The sequence below is a fragment of the Pseudomonas fluorescens genome, from assembly GCF_019212185.1.
Lineage (GTDB): Bacteria > Pseudomonadota > Gammaproteobacteria > Pseudomonadales > Pseudomonadaceae > Aquipseudomonas.
Genome location: NZ_CP078138.1, coordinates 4,651,312 through 4,666,676, shown reverse-complemented (window position 1 = coordinate 4,666,676; position 15,365 = coordinate 4,651,312). Strand labels below are relative to the sequence as shown.

The 15,365-nt window shown below is 60.7% G+C and carries 20 protein-coding genes and 1 tRNA gene; 9 read left to right on the top strand and 12 right to left on the bottom strand.

Annotation, left to right across the window (positions count from 1 at the left end; genetic code table 11):
• Positions 1–5: 5 nt before the first annotated feature.
• Together KW062_RS20680 and KW062_RS20675 are read right to left on the bottom strand one after the other, a co-directional pair.
• Entirely contained in the window at positions 6–1,979 is a 1,974-nt protein-coding gene (locus KW062_RS20680) for a MacB family efflux pump subunit (RefSeq protein WP_105754483.1), read from the bottom strand.
• Positions 1,980–3,155 carry an efflux RND transporter periplasmic adaptor subunit gene (locus KW062_RS20675; protein WP_105754484.1) on the bottom strand — a complete coding sequence of 392 codons (1,176 nt, stop codon included), beginning with the start codon at positions 3,153–3,155 and terminating at the stop codon, positions 1,980–1,982.
• 325 nt (positions 3,156–3,480) lie between these two features.
• On the opposite strand from KW062_RS20675, the gene KW062_RS20670 reads away from it, so the two are divergent.
• Positions 3,481–3,960 carry a sigma-70 family RNA polymerase sigma factor gene (locus KW062_RS20670; protein WP_105754485.1) on the top strand — a complete coding sequence of 160 codons (480 nt, stop codon included), beginning with the start codon at positions 3,481–3,483 and terminating at the stop codon, positions 3,958–3,960.
• A gap of 6 nt (positions 3,961–3,966) precedes the next feature.
• Here KW062_RS20670 and KW062_RS20665 read toward each other — a convergent pair whose 3' ends face one another.
• The 3 genes from KW062_RS20665 to KW062_RS20655 all read right to left on the bottom strand — a co-directional run bounded on the left by KW062_RS20665 (position 3,967) and on the right by KW062_RS20655 (position 6,636).
• Positions 3,967–4,938: a magnesium and cobalt transport protein CorA gene (locus KW062_RS20665; RefSeq protein WP_027618070.1), complete on the bottom strand. Its 972-nt coding sequence runs from the start codon at positions 4,936–4,938 to the stop codon at positions 3,967–3,969.
• Between the two features lie 69 nt (positions 4,939–5,007).
• Positions 5,008–5,730 (bottom strand): lysophospholipid acyltransferase family protein, encoded by a 723-nt coding sequence (locus KW062_RS20660; RefSeq protein WP_027618069.1) that lies wholly within the window; start codon positions 5,728–5,730, stop codon positions 5,008–5,010.
• Positions 5,731–5,946: 216 nt separating this feature from the next.
• Positions 5,947–6,636, bottom strand: a complete 690-nt coding sequence (locus KW062_RS20655; RefSeq protein WP_027618068.1) for a crotonase/enoyl-CoA hydratase family protein — start codon at positions 6,634–6,636, stop codon at positions 5,947–5,949.
• A 308-nt stretch (positions 6,637–6,944) separates the two neighbouring features.
• Here KW062_RS20655 and KW062_RS20650 point away from each other — a divergent pair.
• Positions 6,945–7,034, top strand: a tRNA-Ser gene (locus KW062_RS20650).
• A gap of 115 nt (positions 7,035–7,149) precedes the next feature.
• On the opposite strand, the gene osmE is transcribed toward KW062_RS20650, so the two are convergent.
• Positions 7,150–7,464: an osmotically-inducible lipoprotein OsmE gene (osmE, locus tag KW062_RS20645; RefSeq protein ID WP_256351143.1), complete on the bottom strand. Its 315-nt coding sequence runs from the start codon at positions 7,462–7,464 to the stop codon at positions 7,150–7,152.
• Positions 7,465–7,540: 76 nt separating this feature from the next.
• Between osmE and KW062_RS20640 the strand changes: the two genes are divergently transcribed.
• Positions 7,541–7,876, top strand: a complete 336-nt coding sequence (locus tag KW062_RS20640; protein ID WP_027618066.1) for a hypothetical protein — start codon at positions 7,541–7,543, stop codon at positions 7,874–7,876.
• 1 nt (position 7,877) lies between these two features.
• On the opposite strand, the gene KW062_RS20635 is transcribed toward KW062_RS20640, so the two are convergent.
• Entirely contained in the window at positions 7,878–8,072 is a 195-nt protein-coding gene (locus KW062_RS20635) for a hypothetical protein (RefSeq protein ID WP_051550495.1), read from the bottom strand.
• Between the two features lie 95 nt (positions 8,073–8,167).
• Between KW062_RS20635 and KW062_RS20630 the strand changes: the two genes are divergently transcribed.
• From KW062_RS20630 to KW062_RS20620, 3 genes are all read left to right on the top strand, one after another.
• Complete coding sequence (locus tag KW062_RS20630) at positions 8,168–8,488, top strand: YbjQ family protein (protein ID WP_027618065.1); 321 nt, start codon at positions 8,168–8,170, stop codon at positions 8,486–8,488.
• A gap of 142 nt (positions 8,489–8,630) precedes the next feature.
• A complete protein-coding gene (locus tag KW062_RS20625) occupies positions 8,631–8,822 on the top strand; it encodes a hypothetical protein (RefSeq protein ID WP_027618064.1) in 192 nt (63 codons plus the stop codon).
• 320 nt (positions 8,823–9,142) lie between these two features.
• Complete coding sequence (locus KW062_RS20620) at positions 9,143–9,508, top strand: glycine zipper domain-containing protein (protein ID WP_027618063.1); 366 nt, start codon at positions 9,143–9,145, stop codon at positions 9,506–9,508.
• A 78-nt stretch (positions 9,509–9,586) separates the two neighbouring features.
• Here KW062_RS20620 and KW062_RS20615 read toward each other — a convergent pair whose 3' ends face one another.
• Together KW062_RS20615 and KW062_RS20610 are read right to left on the bottom strand one after the other, a co-directional pair.
• Positions 9,587–9,910 carry a helix-turn-helix domain-containing protein gene (locus tag KW062_RS20615; protein WP_105754487.1) on the bottom strand — a complete coding sequence of 108 codons (324 nt, stop codon included), beginning with the start codon at positions 9,908–9,910 and terminating at the stop codon, positions 9,587–9,589.
• Positions 9,894–10,148 carry a type II toxin-antitoxin system RelE family toxin gene (locus KW062_RS20610; protein ID WP_027618061.1) on the bottom strand — a complete coding sequence of 85 codons (255 nt, stop codon included), beginning with the start codon at positions 10,146–10,148 and terminating at the stop codon, positions 9,894–9,896. Before KW062_RS20610 ends, KW062_RS20615 begins: the two co-directional genes overlap by 17 nt.
• A 256-nt stretch (positions 10,149–10,404) precedes the next feature.
• On the opposite strand from KW062_RS20610, the gene KW062_RS20605 reads away from it, so the two are divergent.
• Positions 10,405–11,097, top strand: a complete 693-nt coding sequence (locus KW062_RS20605; RefSeq protein ID WP_027618060.1) for an HAD-IA family hydrolase — start codon at positions 10,405–10,407, stop codon at positions 11,095–11,097.
• Between the two features lie 57 nt (positions 11,098–11,154).
• On the opposite strand, the gene KW062_RS20600 is transcribed toward KW062_RS20605, so the two are convergent.
• Positions 11,155–11,901 carry a 3-oxoacyl-ACP reductase family protein gene (locus KW062_RS20600; RefSeq protein ID WP_027618059.1) on the bottom strand — a complete coding sequence of 249 codons (747 nt, stop codon included), beginning with the start codon at positions 11,899–11,901 and terminating at the stop codon, positions 11,155–11,157.
• A 125-nt stretch (positions 11,902–12,026) separates the two neighbouring features.
• Between KW062_RS20600 and KW062_RS20595 the strand changes: the two genes are divergently transcribed.
• The gene (locus tag KW062_RS20595) at positions 12,027–12,950 is read left to right on the top strand and encodes a LysR family transcriptional regulator (RefSeq protein WP_027618058.1); all 924 of its coding nucleotides are present in this window, start codon (positions 12,027–12,029) and stop codon (positions 12,948–12,950) included.
• A 9-nt stretch (positions 12,951–12,959) separates the two neighbouring features.
• On the opposite strand, the gene KW062_RS20590 is transcribed toward KW062_RS20595, so the two are convergent.
• Positions 12,960–13,679 (bottom strand): aspartate/glutamate racemase family protein, encoded by a 720-nt coding sequence (locus tag KW062_RS20590; protein WP_105754488.1) that lies wholly within the window; start codon positions 13,677–13,679, stop codon positions 12,960–12,962.
• A gap of 145 nt (positions 13,680–13,824) precedes the next feature.
• Complete coding sequence (locus KW062_RS20585) at positions 13,825–14,559, bottom strand: phosphoadenylyl-sulfate reductase (protein WP_105754489.1); 735 nt, start codon at positions 14,557–14,559, stop codon at positions 13,825–13,827.
• 174 nt (positions 14,560–14,733) lie between these two features.
• Between KW062_RS20585 and thrH the strand changes: the two genes are divergently transcribed.
• Positions 14,734–15,351, top strand: coding sequence for a bifunctional phosphoserine phosphatase/homoserine phosphotransferase ThrH (gene thrH, locus KW062_RS20580; protein WP_105754490.1), 618 nt, complete (start codon positions 14,734–14,736; stop codon positions 15,349–15,351).
• The last annotated feature ends 14 nt before the right edge of the window (positions 15,352–15,365 follow it).

Sequence of the window (15,365 nt, the reverse complement as noted above, 5' to 3'; positions counted from 1 at the left end):
CTCGATTATTCACTGGTAAGGGCCGTGACCGGGTCAAGCCGGGCAGCTTTGCGGGCCGGCATGAAGCCGAAGACAACGCCGGTAACCAGTGCGCAGGCAAAGGCGCCGAGGACCGCGAATAGGGAAAACGCCACCGCGACTTCGCTGAGGATCAGCACGCCGCCGACCAGCAAGGCCAGGGCAATCCCGGCAATACCGCCGACCACAGAGAGCATCAGCGCTTCGGTCAGGAACTGGCGCAGGATGTCGCGTTGACGGGCGCCGGTGGCCATGCGGATGCCGATCTCGCGGGTGCGCTCGCGGACGGTCATGAGCATGATGTTCATCACCCCGATGCCGCCCACCAGCAGCGAGATCGCGGCAATCGAGCCGAGCATCAGCGACAGGGTGTTCTGGGTGCGCGCTTCGGCCTGAATCATCGCCGCGTTGTTGGTCAGCTCGTAGTCCTTCTTGCCGTTGTGCAGTTTGAGCATCAACTGGTCGATGGCCTGTTCCGCTTCCTTGACCTTGCGCGCGTCCGCCGCAGCGATGGCGATGTACTCCGGCTCGTACTTGCCGAACAGGCGCACGCTGGCGGCGGAATAGGGGATGGCGATGCGGTCGTCGCTGTCCGAGTCCCCGGAGCTGGCGCCTTTTTCAGCCAGCACGCCGACCACCTGGAACGGCACGTTTTCGATCAGGATGTACTGGCCGATGGGGCTGGCCATGTCCTTGAACAGCTTGTCGCGGACCTTCTTGCCAATCACCGCCACGGCGGCGGCATTGCGCTCGTCGGCGTCGGTGAAGTAACTGCCCTCGACCACTGGCCAATTAAAAATGTCCGGGAAATTGGTGTCATTACCGCCGACGTAACTCAGGTGATCAGCGTTGCCAGAACGCACCCCGGCCTCCGAGCCGTTGACCGGCATGATCCGCTTGACCTGCGGGAGGCGCGCCAAAGCGGCGACGTCGCTCAAGGTGACGATGCCCGGCGGCGTACGCGGATTGGGCGCCGAGCCACTGAGGTAAATGATGTTCGAGCCGAAGGCGCCCATTTGTGCCATGACCTGGCGCTTGCTGCCTTCACCCACCGCCAGCATCACCACCACTGAGGCCACGCCAATGATAATCCCGAGCAGGGTCAGGGCGGTGCGGAAGCGGTTGATCCACATCACTCGCCAGGCGGCGTGCAGCGCATCCATCAATTCGCCTTTCCAGGCACCGGTGGCTTCACTGCCTTCGCTCAGACGCTTGCGCAGATCGACGGCCTGCAAGGCGCCGGGGTTGGCCGAGTGCTGCGCGTCGGGATTGTCGACGGCGCTGTCGCTGATGATCAGGCCGTCACGAATCTCGATCACCCGCTTTGCCCGGGCAGCCACTTCGCGGTCGTGGGTGATGAGGATCACTACGTGGCCCTGGCTCGCCAACTCATCGAGCAAGGCCATGACCTCGGCGCCGCTGTGACTGTCGAGGGCGCCGGTGGGTTCGTCGGCGAGAATGATGTGCCCGCCGTTCATCAGTGCACGGGCAATCGACACCCGCTGCTGCTGACCACCGGAGAGTTGATGTGGGCGGTTGCCAGTGCGTTCGGCCAGGCCGAGACGGGCAAGCAGCGCGGCGGCGCGGGCATGGCGTTCGGCTGCCGGGGTGCCGGCATAGATCGCCGGCATCTCGACGTTTTCCTGGGCCGAGCCGGAAGGAATCAGGTGATAGCCCTGGAACACGAAGCCGAACGCTTCGCGGCGCAGCCAGGCCAGTTCATCGCTGTCCAGATGGGCGACGTTCTCCCCGGCAAAGCGGTACTCGCCTGAGGACGGGCGATCCAGGCAGCCAAGGATGTTCATCAGCGTTGACTTGCCGGAACCGGAGGCGCCGACGATCGCCACGAACTCGCCGGCGTGAATCGCCAGGTCGATGCCGCGCAGCACATGGACTTGCGGGGCGTCACCGCCGCCGTAGGATTTACGCAGGTCTTTAAGGTCGATCAGCGGCGTTTGCATTCAACCCTCGTGACCGTCGAGTGGGCCGATCAACAGGTGGTCGCCCTCGTTCAAGCCCTCGAGGATCTGCACCTGCAAGCGGTCGCTGAGGCCAGTACGCACTTCCCGCGGCTGAATGTCGCCGTTTTTCGCCACGACCCGTGCGCGTTGGATGCCGGCCTGCGTGCCGTTCTGCAGGGCGGACACCGGTGCGGTCAGGACGTTTTTTGCCTCGCCGTTGACGAAAAATACCTGGGTGGTCATTTCCGCCATCAGCGCGTTATCGGTGTTGTCGACGTCGAGCAGCACGGTGTACAGCACCACCCGGCCGCTGCCGCTTTTACTGCTGCTGGACAGGCTGCCTCCACCGCCCTGGCTGCTTTGATCCAGAGGCTTGGGCGGCACCGGGAGGATCTGCCGCACAGTGCTTTGCCAGCGCCGTGCACCGCCGGCGAGGGTGGTGAAGTAGGCCTGCATGCCAGGTTTGACGTGGCCGATATCGGCCTCCGAGACTTCCGCCCAGACGGTCATTGGCGACAGTTTGGCAATGCGCAGGATCAGCGGTGTCTGCTGCTGGGCGTTGAGGGTTTGGCCGGCGCGGGCGTCGAGCGCGACCACGGTGCCGGACATTGGCGCATAGATGCGCGTGTAGCCCAGTTCGGCCTGATCGCTGCGCAAGCTGGCTTCGGCTTGGCGAATCTGCGCCTGGAACATCTGAATCCGCGCCTCGGTCGCGCGCAGTTCGGCGTGGGCGGTCTGCACGTCCTCTTCGCGAGTGGCGCCGCCGGCGGCGAGGTTTTGCTGGCGCTGGTATTTCTGTCGCGCCAGCTCGTTCTGTGCCCGTTGTTCCAGCAGTTGCGCCTTGAGGTTGTCGATGGAAAACCGCCCGGCATCGAGCTTGGCGTTCTGGGTCGCAGGGTCGATTTCCACCAGCAATTGGCCTTCCTTGACCTGATCGCCGACCTCGACATGGATCTTGCGAATCTGCCCCGACGCCTGAGCGCCAACGTCGACATAGCGTCGCGGTTGCAGGGTGCCGAGGGCGGTGACGCTGCTTTCGATGTCGCCTCGACTGACCTGCACGGTAGCGAATTTATCGCGCCCGGGCGGAATCATCTGCCAGGCGGCGAACGCAATTGCGGGAATCAGGCACAGGGCGACAAGCAGGGCACGACGAGGCTTTCGGGGGTGTTTCATGCAGGGTTCCGGTCAATGGAAATCGTCCCGTTGCCCAGCCGGCGGCGCGTCCCGCGCAGCACTGGGCGCCGCCATGCCACTGGCAGCTATGGGGAACTGTCCTTAGTACGAAGAAAAAACACGCAAATTTAGGCCTCGACACAAAGGTTTTTACCTGTGATCGAGCTTTATTTGCTGCGCAACGGAAGCGGTGCTTTAAATCTATATGAGAATTACTATAAATTACACCACTGGAAGTTGCCATCATCGTGCCTTTACCTTTTTTTCGCAGGCATGGCTCGGGTTCAGGGATTGAAGCTGCTCATTCAAGCGGTCGGGAGTCAGGTTGGAAAACTACTATCGCGAGCTGGTGTGTTTTATCAACGCCAAGCTGGGCAACCGTCAGGTGGCCGAAGATGTGGTGCACGACGCCTATGTCCGGGTGCTTGAGCGGGCCAGCGATACGCCCATCGAGCAACCCCGGGCCTTTCTCTATCGCACCGCATTGAACCTGGTGATCGACGGTCATCGGCGCAATGTCGTGCGTCAGGTCGAGCCCCTGGAAGTGCTCGACAGCGAAGAGCGTTTCGAGACGCCGTCACCCCATGGCAGCTTCGACCACGGCCAGCGACTGGACTTGCTACAACGGGCATTGGACGAACTGCCGCCGCTATGCCGCGAGAGTTTCCTGCTGCGCAAACTCGACGGCATGTCGCACCCGGAAATCGCCGAACGCCTGGGTATTTCCCGCAGCCTGGTGGAGAAGCAAATCGTCAACGCGATGAAACATTGCCGCGTGCGCCTGCGGCAATGGGAGGGCACGTGAGTCCTCCTATAGCCATCCCGAGCGTTTGAAGCTCGCCCACAAACCAATACAGCCGACGGTGATGAACCCCAGCACACCGAAATAGCCGTAGTGCCAGCTCAATTCCGGCATGTTCTGGAAGTTCATCCCGTAGATCCCTGCCACGGCCGTGGGAAACGCGAGGATTGCCGCCCAGGCGGCGAATTTGCGTTGCACCACGCTTTGCCGTGAAGCCTCCAGCAGGACGCCGATCTCGATGGTCTGGCTGGCAATGTCGCGCAGGGTGGTGAGGTCTTCCATCTGCCGCGTGACATGGATCTGCACGTCACGGAAGTAGGGGCGCATGTTCTTGTCGATAAACGGGAACTTGAGCTTCTGCAATTCCTCACTGATCTCCACCATCGGCGCGGCATAGCGGCGCAGGCGGAGCACGTCGCGACGCAGGCCGTGGAGGTTTTGGATATCTCGCTCGTTGAGAGCGCTGCATAACACGTTGCGCTCCAGCTCATCGATCTCGGCATGGATCGCTTCGCCCACCGGCTGATAGTTCTCGATCACGAAATCCAGCAAGGCATAGAGCACGAAATCTTCGCCATGCTCCAGCAGCAGCGGTCGCGCTTCGCAACGCTGGCGCACGTGGCCGTAGGAGGCTGAGTGACCATTGCGGCAGGTGATGATGTAGCCGTTGCCGGCGAAAATATGGGTCTCGATAAACACCAGTACGCCGTTCTCGCGCACCGGTGAGTAGGTGACGATGAACAGGGCGTCGCCAAAGGTCTCGAGCTTGGGTCGACTGTGCTTTTCCAGGGCGTCTTCGATGGCCAGTTCGTGCAGGTTGAACTGGCGTTGCAGGTTGGCCAGCTCCTGGGCGTTCGGCTCTTCGAGACCGATCCAGACAAAGTGATCCGGTTTCGCCGCCCAGGCCGCGCCTTCATCGAGGGTGATATTGGTGACTTTCTTCCCGGCGCTGTAAACAGCAGCCGCAACGACTCTACCCATAGTGCCTATTCACTTCTTCCAGTGACAATCAGCGTGCAGCTTAGCCTGCTTGTGGGTGGAGCGGGGTGCTCAAGCCGCCTGCAGTTGCCGATCCAGCCCATCGATGCACTCGCGCATCTGCGCCTGGCACTGTTCGATCAACGCCGGTATGTCATCCAGGGTCAGGCCGGCGGTCGGAATCGGCGGCAGCGAGCGGATCAGGATCCTGCCGCTGTTCCAGCGATTGAGGCGCATGTGATTGATGTAGTTGCTGACGCACACCTGGACAATCGGCACGCCGGCGGCGATGGCCATGTGGAACGCGCCTTTCTTGAACGGCAGCAGCTCCTTGCCGAGATTGCGCGTACCCTCGGGGAACACCCAGATCGAGGTGTCCTTGTGTTGCAGCGTATCGGTAGTGGTCAGCATCGCTTGGCGCGCCTTGTGCGCGTTGCCGCGGTCGATCAGCACATTGCCCGCCAGCCAAAACAACTGGCCGAACAATGGCACCCACTTCAGGCTTTTCTTGCCGATGCACACCGTACGATGGGGCACCACGTTGCCCAGCACGAACAAATCGTAGTTGGACTGGTGATTGGCAATCACCACGCAGCTCTGTTGCTTGTGTGTCAGCGAGTCGACATCGGCACTGACCCGCAAGCGCAGAATGCACATGGCCGGCCAGGCATACAGCCGGGCACACAGGCGACTATTGTCCGGATTGAACGGGCGAACCAGGCCGAGCACCACGCCGAGCACGCCGGCCAGAACAAAATGCAGGCCCATCAATAACATACGAAACACAAACAGCATCAACAGGCCCACCGGGGACAAAAGGTGGCGCAGTGTACGGATGTGCACTGTTTTCGGCAATTACTGCGATAGCGACGGGAGATGGGCGATGTTTAAGCGCATGTTTCCGGGATTTGCTGTCAGACGCAGGCTAGAGCTGTTGAGGCTGGATTCATCTACTGTGTAGGGAAAAGCCCGACTCTTTTGTCGGACTTTTCTTTGGTGGCGGCTGAGCCGTTAAACCAGATGGGCCTGATCCTGGACGATCGCTGCATCCAGGGTATCCAGCAGGGCCTTGCGTACCTTGAGCTTGGTGTTCTTGTGTGCGGTCATGTTGATCTTCTTCAATTGGCGCGCTGCGGCCAACGCTGCGCCGTGCAGTTCTTCGGCGGTCACCACCTTGTCGAGGAACCCTGCATCCACCGCGCCTTGCGGATCGAACATCTCGCCGTTGATCACTGAGCGGTGGAACGCCGACTTGCGCAGGCGATCACGGGCCAGTTCAATGCCGGCATGGTGCATGGTCATGCCGATCTGCACTTCGTTCAGGCCAATGCTGAACGGGCCGTCGACACCAATCCGGTAGTCGGCTGACAGCAGAATGAACGCACCCTTGGCCACCGCATGCCCAGGGCACGCGACGATCACCGGGAACGGGTGGGCCAGTAGCCGGCGGGCGAGGGTTGAGCCGGCAGTGACCAGACTCACGGCTTCTTTCGGCCCGGACGTCATGACCTTCAGATCGTAGCCGCCAGAGAGGATGCCCGGCTGGCCGGTGATGATCACCACCGCCCGATCCGTCACCGCCTGATCCAGCGCAGCATTGAAAGCGCCGATCACGTCCGGCGAGATGGCATTGACCTTGCCATTGCTCAAGGTCAGGGTCGCGATACCGTCTTCGAGGTGGTACGAAATCAACTCACTCATGACGCTATTCCTTATAGAGAAGTGGGGCAGACGTTACCCATGGCCGCAGGCCAGGTAAAGCGCCGTGACTGACCGGCCAGTCAGCCAAACCAACGCCGCCCGCTACTATCAGCCACGCTTGCACAGCCTTCGCTTCTATATAGACGCACGCGCCTGGCCGAAGATTGGCCGGTTTGCCCTGTCCGCAAACCCACAGGAATCGCCAAATCGCTTAAGCGCATGAAAATTCTGAAAAAAATGTTTGCCATCAGAAAAGCTTTCGACTACATTAGCGCGCCTCGACAGACAGAACTTGTTTGAAGAGATACGGTGAAGTGTCCGAGTGGCTTAAGGAGCACGCCTGGAAAGTGTGTATACAGGAAACTGTATCGAGAGTTCGAATCTCTCCTTCACCGCCACATTCTGCAAACACAAACCCCTGATTTTCCTAGAGAAAGTCGGGGGTTTGTGGTTTTTGGCGTGTGGAAAATGGGTGATATGGGAGCGGTCGTGGGAATTTCGACTCAAGTATTCTCAATACCCGCCCCCACCACCCCCACTCGAAGGTTCCCGCGCTTTTTTCTGCGCCATGCTCCATTCGGCGCAGGTCATGAAGCTTTTGTGATCGACCTTGTCGTTGCCATCAAAACTGACGTTGTAGTGTTGCGTGCGATCCGACTGGGTCAGCAGGTAGTCGTTGCAGGTGCCGGGTTCGATGGTGCGGGCGCTGGTGGAGAGCGGTTTGCCGCCGATTTGCTCGACTTGGGCCTGGCTCATGCCGTCTTTGACCTTGGCCACCAACGGCTGGTTGGCGAAGACCTGTGCGTTGGTGCTGCAGCCCGTTGCCAGCGTCTGGGCAGTTGTGGGTGCTGGTCGGGGAGGGCAAGTGCAGCTACATTTTCCCTTTTGGGTGCAAGGAACAATCATGCGGATATGGATCGCGGCGCTGGCGGGTGTGCTGTTGGCAGGATGCTCGTTGCCGGCTTCGCTGGTGCCGGGTGAGCCGAACCTGAGCAAGGAATCGGCCAAGCCACCCAAAGAGGTCGCCGAATGCGTGCTGCCAGCCTGGCAGCGTGAGGTGCCCAAAGCGAGTCAGACCTCGGTATCCAATGGTTACAGGATCAACGCACCTAGCCTGATCACCGCTGACGAGATTCTGGACATCGTCAAATACAAGGACGGCAGCAAGGTCTCGCTCTATCAGGGGCCGCCGTGGGCCAAGTCCGGGGCATTGCGCAAGGCGGTGCGCGATTGCCTGTAGGTCAGGGGGCGACCTGGGTTTCGCAGACGAAGTAGTTGCTTTGGCGGTTTTTCGCGGTAAGGTCGCGGGTCAACCGCTTGGCCTCGGCGACGCACAGTTGGTAGGCGTCAGCCTGCACCCAGTGTTCGACCGGGATCACCTGGCAACTGCTGCGCGACGCGTCGGTGCACAGGTACAGCAACAGAAATACCGTCATACACACTCCTGCGCATCCTTGAGCGGCAGGCAACTGCCGTCATCATTGAGTATGTACGTCTCCAAGGCTTCGGCCAGTTCTACAAGGAACACTTCATGATTATCACCACGACCCACAGTGTCGAGGGCCGGCAGATTGCTGCCTACCTGGACGTCGTCAGCGCCGAGTCGGTACAGGGCATCAACGTTGTGCGGGATATGTTCGCCGGGATGCGCGACTTCTTCGGCGGGCGCTCGCAGACGCTGGAGAAAGCTTTGCGCGAAGCACGGGCCCAGGCGACCGACGAGCTCAAGGAGCGTGCTGCAAAACTGCAAGCCGACGCGGTGGTCGGGGTCAACTTTGAAATCAGCATGCCGTCGGGCAAGGGCAGTATGCTGGTGGTGTTCGTGACGGGCACGGCGGTCAGGCTCAAATAGGCGGTTTAGAGCCATTCGTCGGTTGCTTGCAGGTTGAATGGGTGGTCCTGGAATGACCGGCTAGTCTGGAATCTCTTGAGGGGCTGTGTTCTTTAGGCAATCAGTTGCTTGCCGGCGCAGGCCCGTATGGAGGGACGCAGAGATGAGCAATCCGTATATTGAAGATGATGGCGCTGAGTACCCGGTGAATAACTGCGTGCACTGCGGGCAGACGGATTACGTCTCGGGGTTTGGTGAAACGCCGATCAAGCCAGGCCAAGCCCGGTTACCTTCAACCAGCAAAACCACGACGAAACCCTTTATGCCCAAGGTCGCAATGCGCTTGCGCAAGTGATCCAACGCCCCACTGACCCCGCCGATGTGCGGGGTTTTTTCTGTCTGCTTATTGGTGTCACATCTTGTATTGAAGTCGGTTGGGACGGCCTGGTCCTTTCACGTTTCTTTCACAACTCAGGCCGTAGTCTTGAATCATCCGTTAGAAGCAAGTTTGTCAGCCCGTTCCCCAGCGGGCTTTTTTTTGCCTGCGATAAAACTCTTGGCGAAAATGCTGTCCAACCCTCGCGCGTAGAAGGGTTGCCGCCGTATTGGCTGAACATACGCCCTTCATCCGCAGCCAATAATCAACGGATTCGTACACTTTTTGAGGTTCATGTCATGCGTTTAACTCTGCCTGCTCTGGTTCTGGGCCTTCTGGTTGCTCAAGGTGCAATGGCGGCCAGCAATGGCACCGCAGCGCTGGGCGGTGGCTTGGGTGGTGCGCTGGGCAACGTGGTTGGACAAAAGCTCGGCGGCAGCACTGGCGCGACCATCGGTGCCGGTGTCGCGGGTGCGGCCGGTGGCGCAGCCGGTGCGCACAAGGGTAACCGCACCAAGGCGGCTATCGGCGGTGGCGTTGGCGCTGCCGGTGGTTCGGTGATCGGCCGTTCGTTGGGTGGCAAGGACGGCGCGACTATCGGTGCCGGTCTTGGCGGCGCGGCAGGTGGCGCAGTGGGCAACAGCATGGGCAAGAAAGGGCACTGATCCTTCGCCCCGTCTGCAGCACCAGAGCCCGGCGAAATGCCGGGCTTTTGCATGGTGCCGGGAGGGGCGCGGGAGCCGTTACAACTCCAGTTGATCAGCGCGGATGCCGAACGCTGCGGCAATTTTTTCGCGAGTCGCCCGGCGCGGTTTGTTGACCGCTTCCTGCTGGGCAAGCGCCGGCTGGGAGATGCCCAGGCGTCGGGCGACTTCATCCTGGGTCAGGTTCAGGTGTTCGCGCCAGGCGCGGATTGGGGTCGCGCCGTCGACAATACGGCTGACCACGGCATGGGGAATCAGTTCGTCGCTACCTTGCTGGGCGACGTACTGCTGGTAGGGGATCACCACGAAGGCCGGCTCGCCGTCGGGGCCGTGGATGATTTGTACGTCAGTAGGTGCGTTCATCGCGTTTTTTAACCTCTTGAATGCTGGTCACCTGAATCGCGCCGTCCCAGTCGAATAACACCCGGTAATCGCCGGCTCTCAGCCGATAGCCATAGGTGTGCAAGGTGAGAGCTTTGACATTGGGCACATCGGGCATGTGTTCGAGTTGAGTGACCGCATCGCGGATCCTGACACGGTGTTCGCTGTGTATTCGCAACAACTGCTTGACGGCTTTGCGGGTCCAGAAAATTGAATTCATGAGAGTTTAATAAGTTATCAATAAGACTTGCAATGGTTGACTTATAAAAAAATAAGTCATTGATCCACGCTTTCCTTGCGATCACGAATCACCCTAGACAGGGATCGAAGAGGAGTAGCTGGCAAATGGTTGCTCCATGTAAACCTGTCTCGCTATGCTGCTGAACCCTTTCATCGCGCCAGGCTGCGAGGTGGATTGGGTCATGGCTTTACCTGAGCCGTTCCCGGAATGTTGTGTTGATAACGGATCAGATGCGATGAATGCACCGTTGAAGCTGGCCCCGATCAAGGCCGTTATTTTCGATATGGATGGTCTGTTACTCGATACCGAGGGGATTTACACCGAGGTTACGCAGATCATTGCGCAGCGCTATGGCCGCCATTTCGACTGGACCATCAAGCAGAACATCATTGGTCGCGGTGCTCTGGACCTGGCGGGTTACGTGGTGCAGGCATTGGACTTGCCGATCAGCGCCGAGGAGTTCCTGCGGATTCGCGAGCCGTTGCTGCAGGAGCGATTCCCCCACGCCCCGGCAATGCCGGGCGCGCGCGAGTTGGTTGAGCACTTGAAGGCCTGGCGGATTCCGATCGCCATTGGCACCAGTTCCTCGAGCGGTTCATTCGCCCAGAAAGCCACCCGGCATGGTGATTGGTTTGCCCTGTTCGACACCATTGTCACAGCGGATGACCCTGAGGTGGGCGCGGCCAAGCCGGCACCGGATATCTTCCTCACCGCCGCGAGACGCCTGGGCGTGGCGCCCGCCGATTGCCTGGTGTTCGAGGATTCGCCGTTCGGCGTGACCGCGGCCAAGGCGGCAGGCATGACCGCCATTGCGGTGCCGGACGCGGCCATGGCCGATGAAAAGTATGCTCATGCCGATCGCATTCTGCGCAGTCTCGATGCCTTCCCGCTGCAGGCCTATGGCTTGCCGGTGTTCGAGGCGGTCTGAACAAAACGCCGGGTAACCTGATCAGGGTTTCCCGGCGTTGGTTTTGCTGGTCTGGCGTCAGGCGCCGAAACCACCATCGATGGTCAGGCTCGCGCCGGTGATGTAACCCGCTTGCGGGCCCACCAGGTAGGCGACAAAGCTGGCTATTTCCTCGGCAGTGCCGTAGCGACCCACAGCCATCAGCGGGATCAGACTCTCGGCAAAGTCACCGTGGGCCGGGTTCATGTCGGTGTCGACCGGGCCGGGTTGCACATTATTGATGGTGATGCCCCGTGGACCAAGGTCGCGCGCCAGGCCCTTGGTCAGGCCGACCAGCGCCGCCTTGCTCATGGCATAGGGCCCGCCACCGGCGAAGGGCATGCGGTCGGCGTTGGTGCTGCCGATGTTGATGATGCGACCGCCTTCAGTCATGTGCCGGGCGGCTTCCTGGGTGGCGATGAACACGCTGCGCACATTGATCGCCAGAGTCTGGTCGAAGTCTTCCAGTTTGAAATCTTCCAGCGGTGCGACTGCCAGTACGCCGGCGTTGTTGACTAGAATGTCCAACTGGCCAAAAGTCTGCACCGTGGCGTTGACCGCGCTGCGGATGGCCTCTGCGTCGGCGCTGTCGGCCTTGATCGCCAGGGCCTTGCCACCATTGGCGGTGATGCTGTCACGCAGTGCTTCGGCCTTGGCGGCGGAGCTGACATAGGTGAAGGCCACGGCGGCGCCTTCAGCGGCCAGGCGTTGGACGATGGCTGCACCGATGCCGCGGGAGCCGCCCTGGATCAGCGCTACTTTGCCGCTGAGGGTGTGAGTGGTCATGTTGATCTCCAAAGTCCCGAGGCGAGATGCCGCGGTTGATGGAGCCTAGTATCGATTTCCGATTACCTGCTGTGTAGACGGTAATTGCGATAGTCTGTGTAAACCAGAAGTTGATAGTGGCGGCCATGGAAACCTTCAGCAGTATCGAATGCTTCGTCCGCAGCGCCGAAGTCGGCAGCTTCGCCGAGGCGGCGCGGCGCTTGAGTCTGACGCCGGCGGCGGTGGGCAAGAGTGTCGCCAAACTGGAGGTGCGCCTCGGTGTGCGGCTGTTCCAGCGCAGCACCCGCAGCCTGACACTGACCGAGGCCGGACAGCTGTTTTTGAGTGAGGTCAGCGCCAGCCTGCACACCATCCAGAACGCGGTGGCCAACCTGGCCAGCGCCGAGGGGCGACCGGCCGGCACACTCAAGGTCAGCATGGGGACGGTGTTCGGGCGCCTGTACATCGTGCCGTTGCTCGGCGAGTTTCTGCGGCGTTTTCCGGCGATCAACCCTGACTGGCACTTCGATAACCGTCAGGTCGACTTGATCGGGCAGGGCTTCGATGCGGCCATCGGCGGCGGTTTCGAACTGCCCCAGGGCGTGGTGGCGCGCAAGCTGACGCCGGCGCATCGGGTGCTGGTGGCATCCGCCGAGTACCTGGCGCGCAATCCTGCGGTGCTCGAGCCGGATGATCTGAAACTGCATGACGGCATCTTGATTCGTTCGCCGCAGACCGGGCGTGTGCGTTCCTGGCAGCTGACGAGTCGTGATCAGCGGCACAGTCCGCTGAGCCTGCGGGCGCGGATGACCATGAGCGATTCGGAGGCGGCTTGCGCCACGGCGGCCCAGGGCCTGGGCATCGCTTTGGTAAGCATGCCTTTCGCGCTGGGGTATTTGCAGGCGGGAACCCTGCAGCGAGTGTTACCGGACTGGTATGTCGATGATGGAAATATCTCGATCTATTACGCCGAGCACAAACTGTTGCCGGGCAAGACCCGAGCGTTCGTCGATTTTGTTATCGAGCAATTTACCGAACAGGGCCTGGCGCGGCGTTTCAGTGCGCTCTGAGCCTCGATTTCAGCGGGCGGGCCAGCCGACGATGGCTTTCGCCCGCGGGGCGGCATAGGTGCGTACCTTGGAGGTCGACAGGCCGAGTCGGACCAGCGATTCGGCCAACGTCACCGCCGCTGTCACCCCGTCCACCACCGGCACGCCGCTGCGCTGGCGAATCTGCTCGGCCAGCCCGGCCATGCCGCCGCAGCCCAGGCAAATGACTTCGGCCTTGTCCTCGCGTACGGCGATTTCGGCCTGCTGCAGGATGGCCTGCAGGGCGCGCTCGGGATCTTGCTCGAGTTCCAGTACTGCCAGCCCACTGGCACGCACCGAGGCACAGCGTTGCCAGAGCCCGGACAGTCTCAGGCGATCTTCGATTAACGGCACCGTGCGGTCGAGGCTAGTGACCACCGAGTAGGCGTGCCCCAGGAACATCGCGGTACTGGCGGCAGCATCGGTGATATCCACCACGGGCACCTCAAGCAACTCCTGCAAACCCTCGCGACCGTGTTCACCATAGCCGGCCTGGATCACTGCATCGAACGGCTGGTCATAGGCCATGACCCGCTGCATCACAGCGACGGCTGCCAGATAGCTTTCGAAGTTGCCTTCGATCGACTCGGCACCGAAGTGCGGGGTCAGGCCGATGATTTCGGTGCCGGGCGCTGCCACGCTTTGCGCCTGGCGAGTGATGGCCTGGGTGATGGATTCGCAGGTGTTGACGTTGACCACGAGTATGCGCATGGACCGTCCTTGCAACGTTCTGTTGTGGGTGCGGGAATGGCAGTTGTACCGTGGTTCGAGATGATTGCATACAAAAATTGCATGCAATATATGGGGCGGGCAAATTGCACCCCGTAGGAGCTGGCTCCTACGGGGGAGAGGGGAATCAGGCTTTCTTGATGATATTGCCCGCGTGCAAACCACACTCTTTCTGCGTGGCTTCTTCCCACCACCAGCGACCTTCGCGCTCGTGCTGGTTTGGCAGTACCGGACGGGTGCAGGGTTCGCAGCCGATGCTGATGAAGCCGCGCTCGTGCAGGCTGTTGTAGGGCAATTCCAGCATGCGGATGTAGCCCCAGATCTCTTCGCTGGTCATTTGTGCCAGTGGGTTGAACTTGTACAGGGGGCGCTCAGGGGTGGAGAACGCGCTGTCGATCTCCATCACCGCCACCTGGCTGCGGGTGCCCGGGCTCTGGTCGCGGCGCTGGCCAGTGGCCCAGGCGCGCACGGTGGACAGCTTGCGGCGCAGCGGTTCGATCTTGCGGATGCCGCAGCACTCGCCGTGACCGTCCTTGTAGAAACTGAACAGGCCTTTTTCCTTGACGAACGGCTCGAGCTTGCTGTGATCCGGCGAGACCAGTTCGATCTGGATGTTGTAGTGCTCGCGCACCTGATCGATGAAACGGTAGGTTTCCGGGTGCAGGCGCCCGGTATCCAGGCTGAACACCTTGACGTTCTTGTTCAGCTTCCAGGCCATGTCCACCAGCACCACGTCTTCGGCGCCGCTGAAGGAGATCCACAGCTCGTCGCCGAATTCGGCGAACGCCAGCTTGAGAATGTCCTGGGCGGATTTGTTGGCATAGGTCGCGGCGAGTTCGGCGACGTCGAACGATGGGCTCATCAGGGCGGTTTCCTACAGGTCGGTGGCGCTAAGCGCTCTATATGTTGGCGATGGTAACAAAAACCCGGGGCGCCTGGCGCGCTCGTCTGCGTTGCGCCGCCGGTTGCGACTCGCTAGAGTTCGGCAGTCCTTTTGCTCGCTCAACTCAATAATCAGTACAAATGGGAGTGTGTTGTGGAAATTGCCTGTCTCGATCTGGAAGGTGTCCTGGTTCCGGAAATCTGGATCGCCTTCGCCGAAAAAACCGGGATTGAATCCCTCAGGGCAACCACCCGGGATATTCCCGACTACGACGTGCTGATGCAGCAGCGCTTGCGGATTCTCGATGAACACGGCCTGAAACTGGCCGACATCCAGGAAGTGATTGGCACCCTGAAGCCGCTGGACGGCGCCATCGAGTTCGTCAACTGGCTGCGCGAGCGCTTCCAGGTGGTGATTCTGTCCGACACCTTCTACGAATTTTCCCAGCCGCTGATGCGCCAACTGGGCTTCCCGACCTTGCTCTGCCATCGTCTGATCACTGACGAAACCGGGCGCGTCACGGGCTATCAACTGCGTCAGAAAGATCCCAAGCGTCAGTCGGTACTGGCCTTCAAGAGCCTGTACTACCGGGTGATTGCGGCGGGTGATTCGTACAACGACACCACCATGCTTGGTGAGGCGGATGCCGGGATTCTGTTCCATGCGCCGGACAACGTGATTCGGGAATTCCCGCAATTCCCTGCGGTGCACAGCTTCGACGCTCTCAAGCAAGAGTTCCTCAAAGCGTCGAATCGTGAGTTGAGCTTGTAAGTAACTGGCGGGGG

Excerpts from the sequence above, each read along its gene's own strand:
- KW062_RS20680 (WP_105754483.1), bottom strand. The coding sequence starts at position 1,979 with ATGCAAACGCCGCTGATCGACCTTAAAGACCTGCGTAAATCCTACGGC.
- KW062_RS20675 (WP_105754484.1), bottom strand. The coding sequence starts at position 3,155 with ATGAAACACCCCCGAAAGCCTCGTCGTGCCCTGCTTGTCGCCCTGTGC.
- KW062_RS20665 (WP_027618070.1), bottom strand. The coding sequence starts at position 4,938 with ATGGGTAGAGTCGTTGCGGCTGCTGTTTACAGCGCCGGGAAGAAAGTC.
- KW062_RS20660 (WP_027618069.1), bottom strand. The coding sequence starts at position 5,730 with ATGCTGTTTGTGTTTCGTATGTTATTGATGGGCCTGCATTTTGTTCTG.
- KW062_RS20655 (WP_027618068.1), bottom strand. The coding sequence starts at position 6,636 with ATGAGTGAGTTGATTTCGTACCACCTCGAAGACGGTATCGCGACCCTG.
- KW062_RS20640 (WP_027618066.1), top strand. The coding sequence starts at position 7,541 with ATGCGGATATGGATCGCGGCGCTGGCGGGTGTGCTGTTGGCAGGATGC.
- KW062_RS20635 (WP_051550495.1), bottom strand. The coding sequence starts at position 8,072 with ATGACGGTATTTCTGTTGCTGTACCTGTGCACCGACGCGTCGCGCAGC.
- KW062_RS20630 (WP_027618065.1), top strand. The coding sequence starts at position 8,168 with ATGATTATCACCACGACCCACAGTGTCGAGGGCCGGCAGATTGCTGCC.
- KW062_RS20625 (WP_027618064.1), top strand. The coding sequence starts at position 8,631 with ATGAGCAATCCGTATATTGAAGATGATGGCGCTGAGTACCCGGTGAAT.
- KW062_RS20620 (WP_027618063.1), top strand. The coding sequence starts at position 9,143 with ATGCGTTTAACTCTGCCTGCTCTGGTTCTGGGCCTTCTGGTTGCTCAA.
- KW062_RS20615 (WP_105754487.1), bottom strand. The coding sequence starts at position 9,910 with ATGAACGCACCTACTGACGTACAAATCATCCACGGCCCCGACGGCGAG.
- KW062_RS20610 (WP_027618061.1), bottom strand. The coding sequence starts at position 10,148 with ATGAATTCAATTTTCTGGACCCGCAAAGCCGTCAAGCAGTTGTTGCGA.
- KW062_RS20605 (WP_027618060.1), top strand. The coding sequence starts at position 10,405 with ATGAATGCACCGTTGAAGCTGGCCCCGATCAAGGCCGTTATTTTCGAT.
- KW062_RS20600 (WP_027618059.1), bottom strand. The coding sequence starts at position 11,901 with ATGACCACTCACACCCTCAGCGGCAAAGTAGCGCTGATCCAGGGCGGC.
- KW062_RS20595 (WP_027618058.1), top strand. The coding sequence starts at position 12,027 with ATGGAAACCTTCAGCAGTATCGAATGCTTCGTCCGCAGCGCCGAAGTC.
- KW062_RS20590 (WP_105754488.1), bottom strand. The coding sequence starts at position 13,679 with ATGCGCATACTCGTGGTCAACGTCAACACCTGCGAATCCATCACCCAG.
- KW062_RS20585 (WP_105754489.1), bottom strand. The coding sequence starts at position 14,559 with ATGAGCCCATCGTTCGACGTCGCCGAACTCGCCGCGACCTATGCCAAC.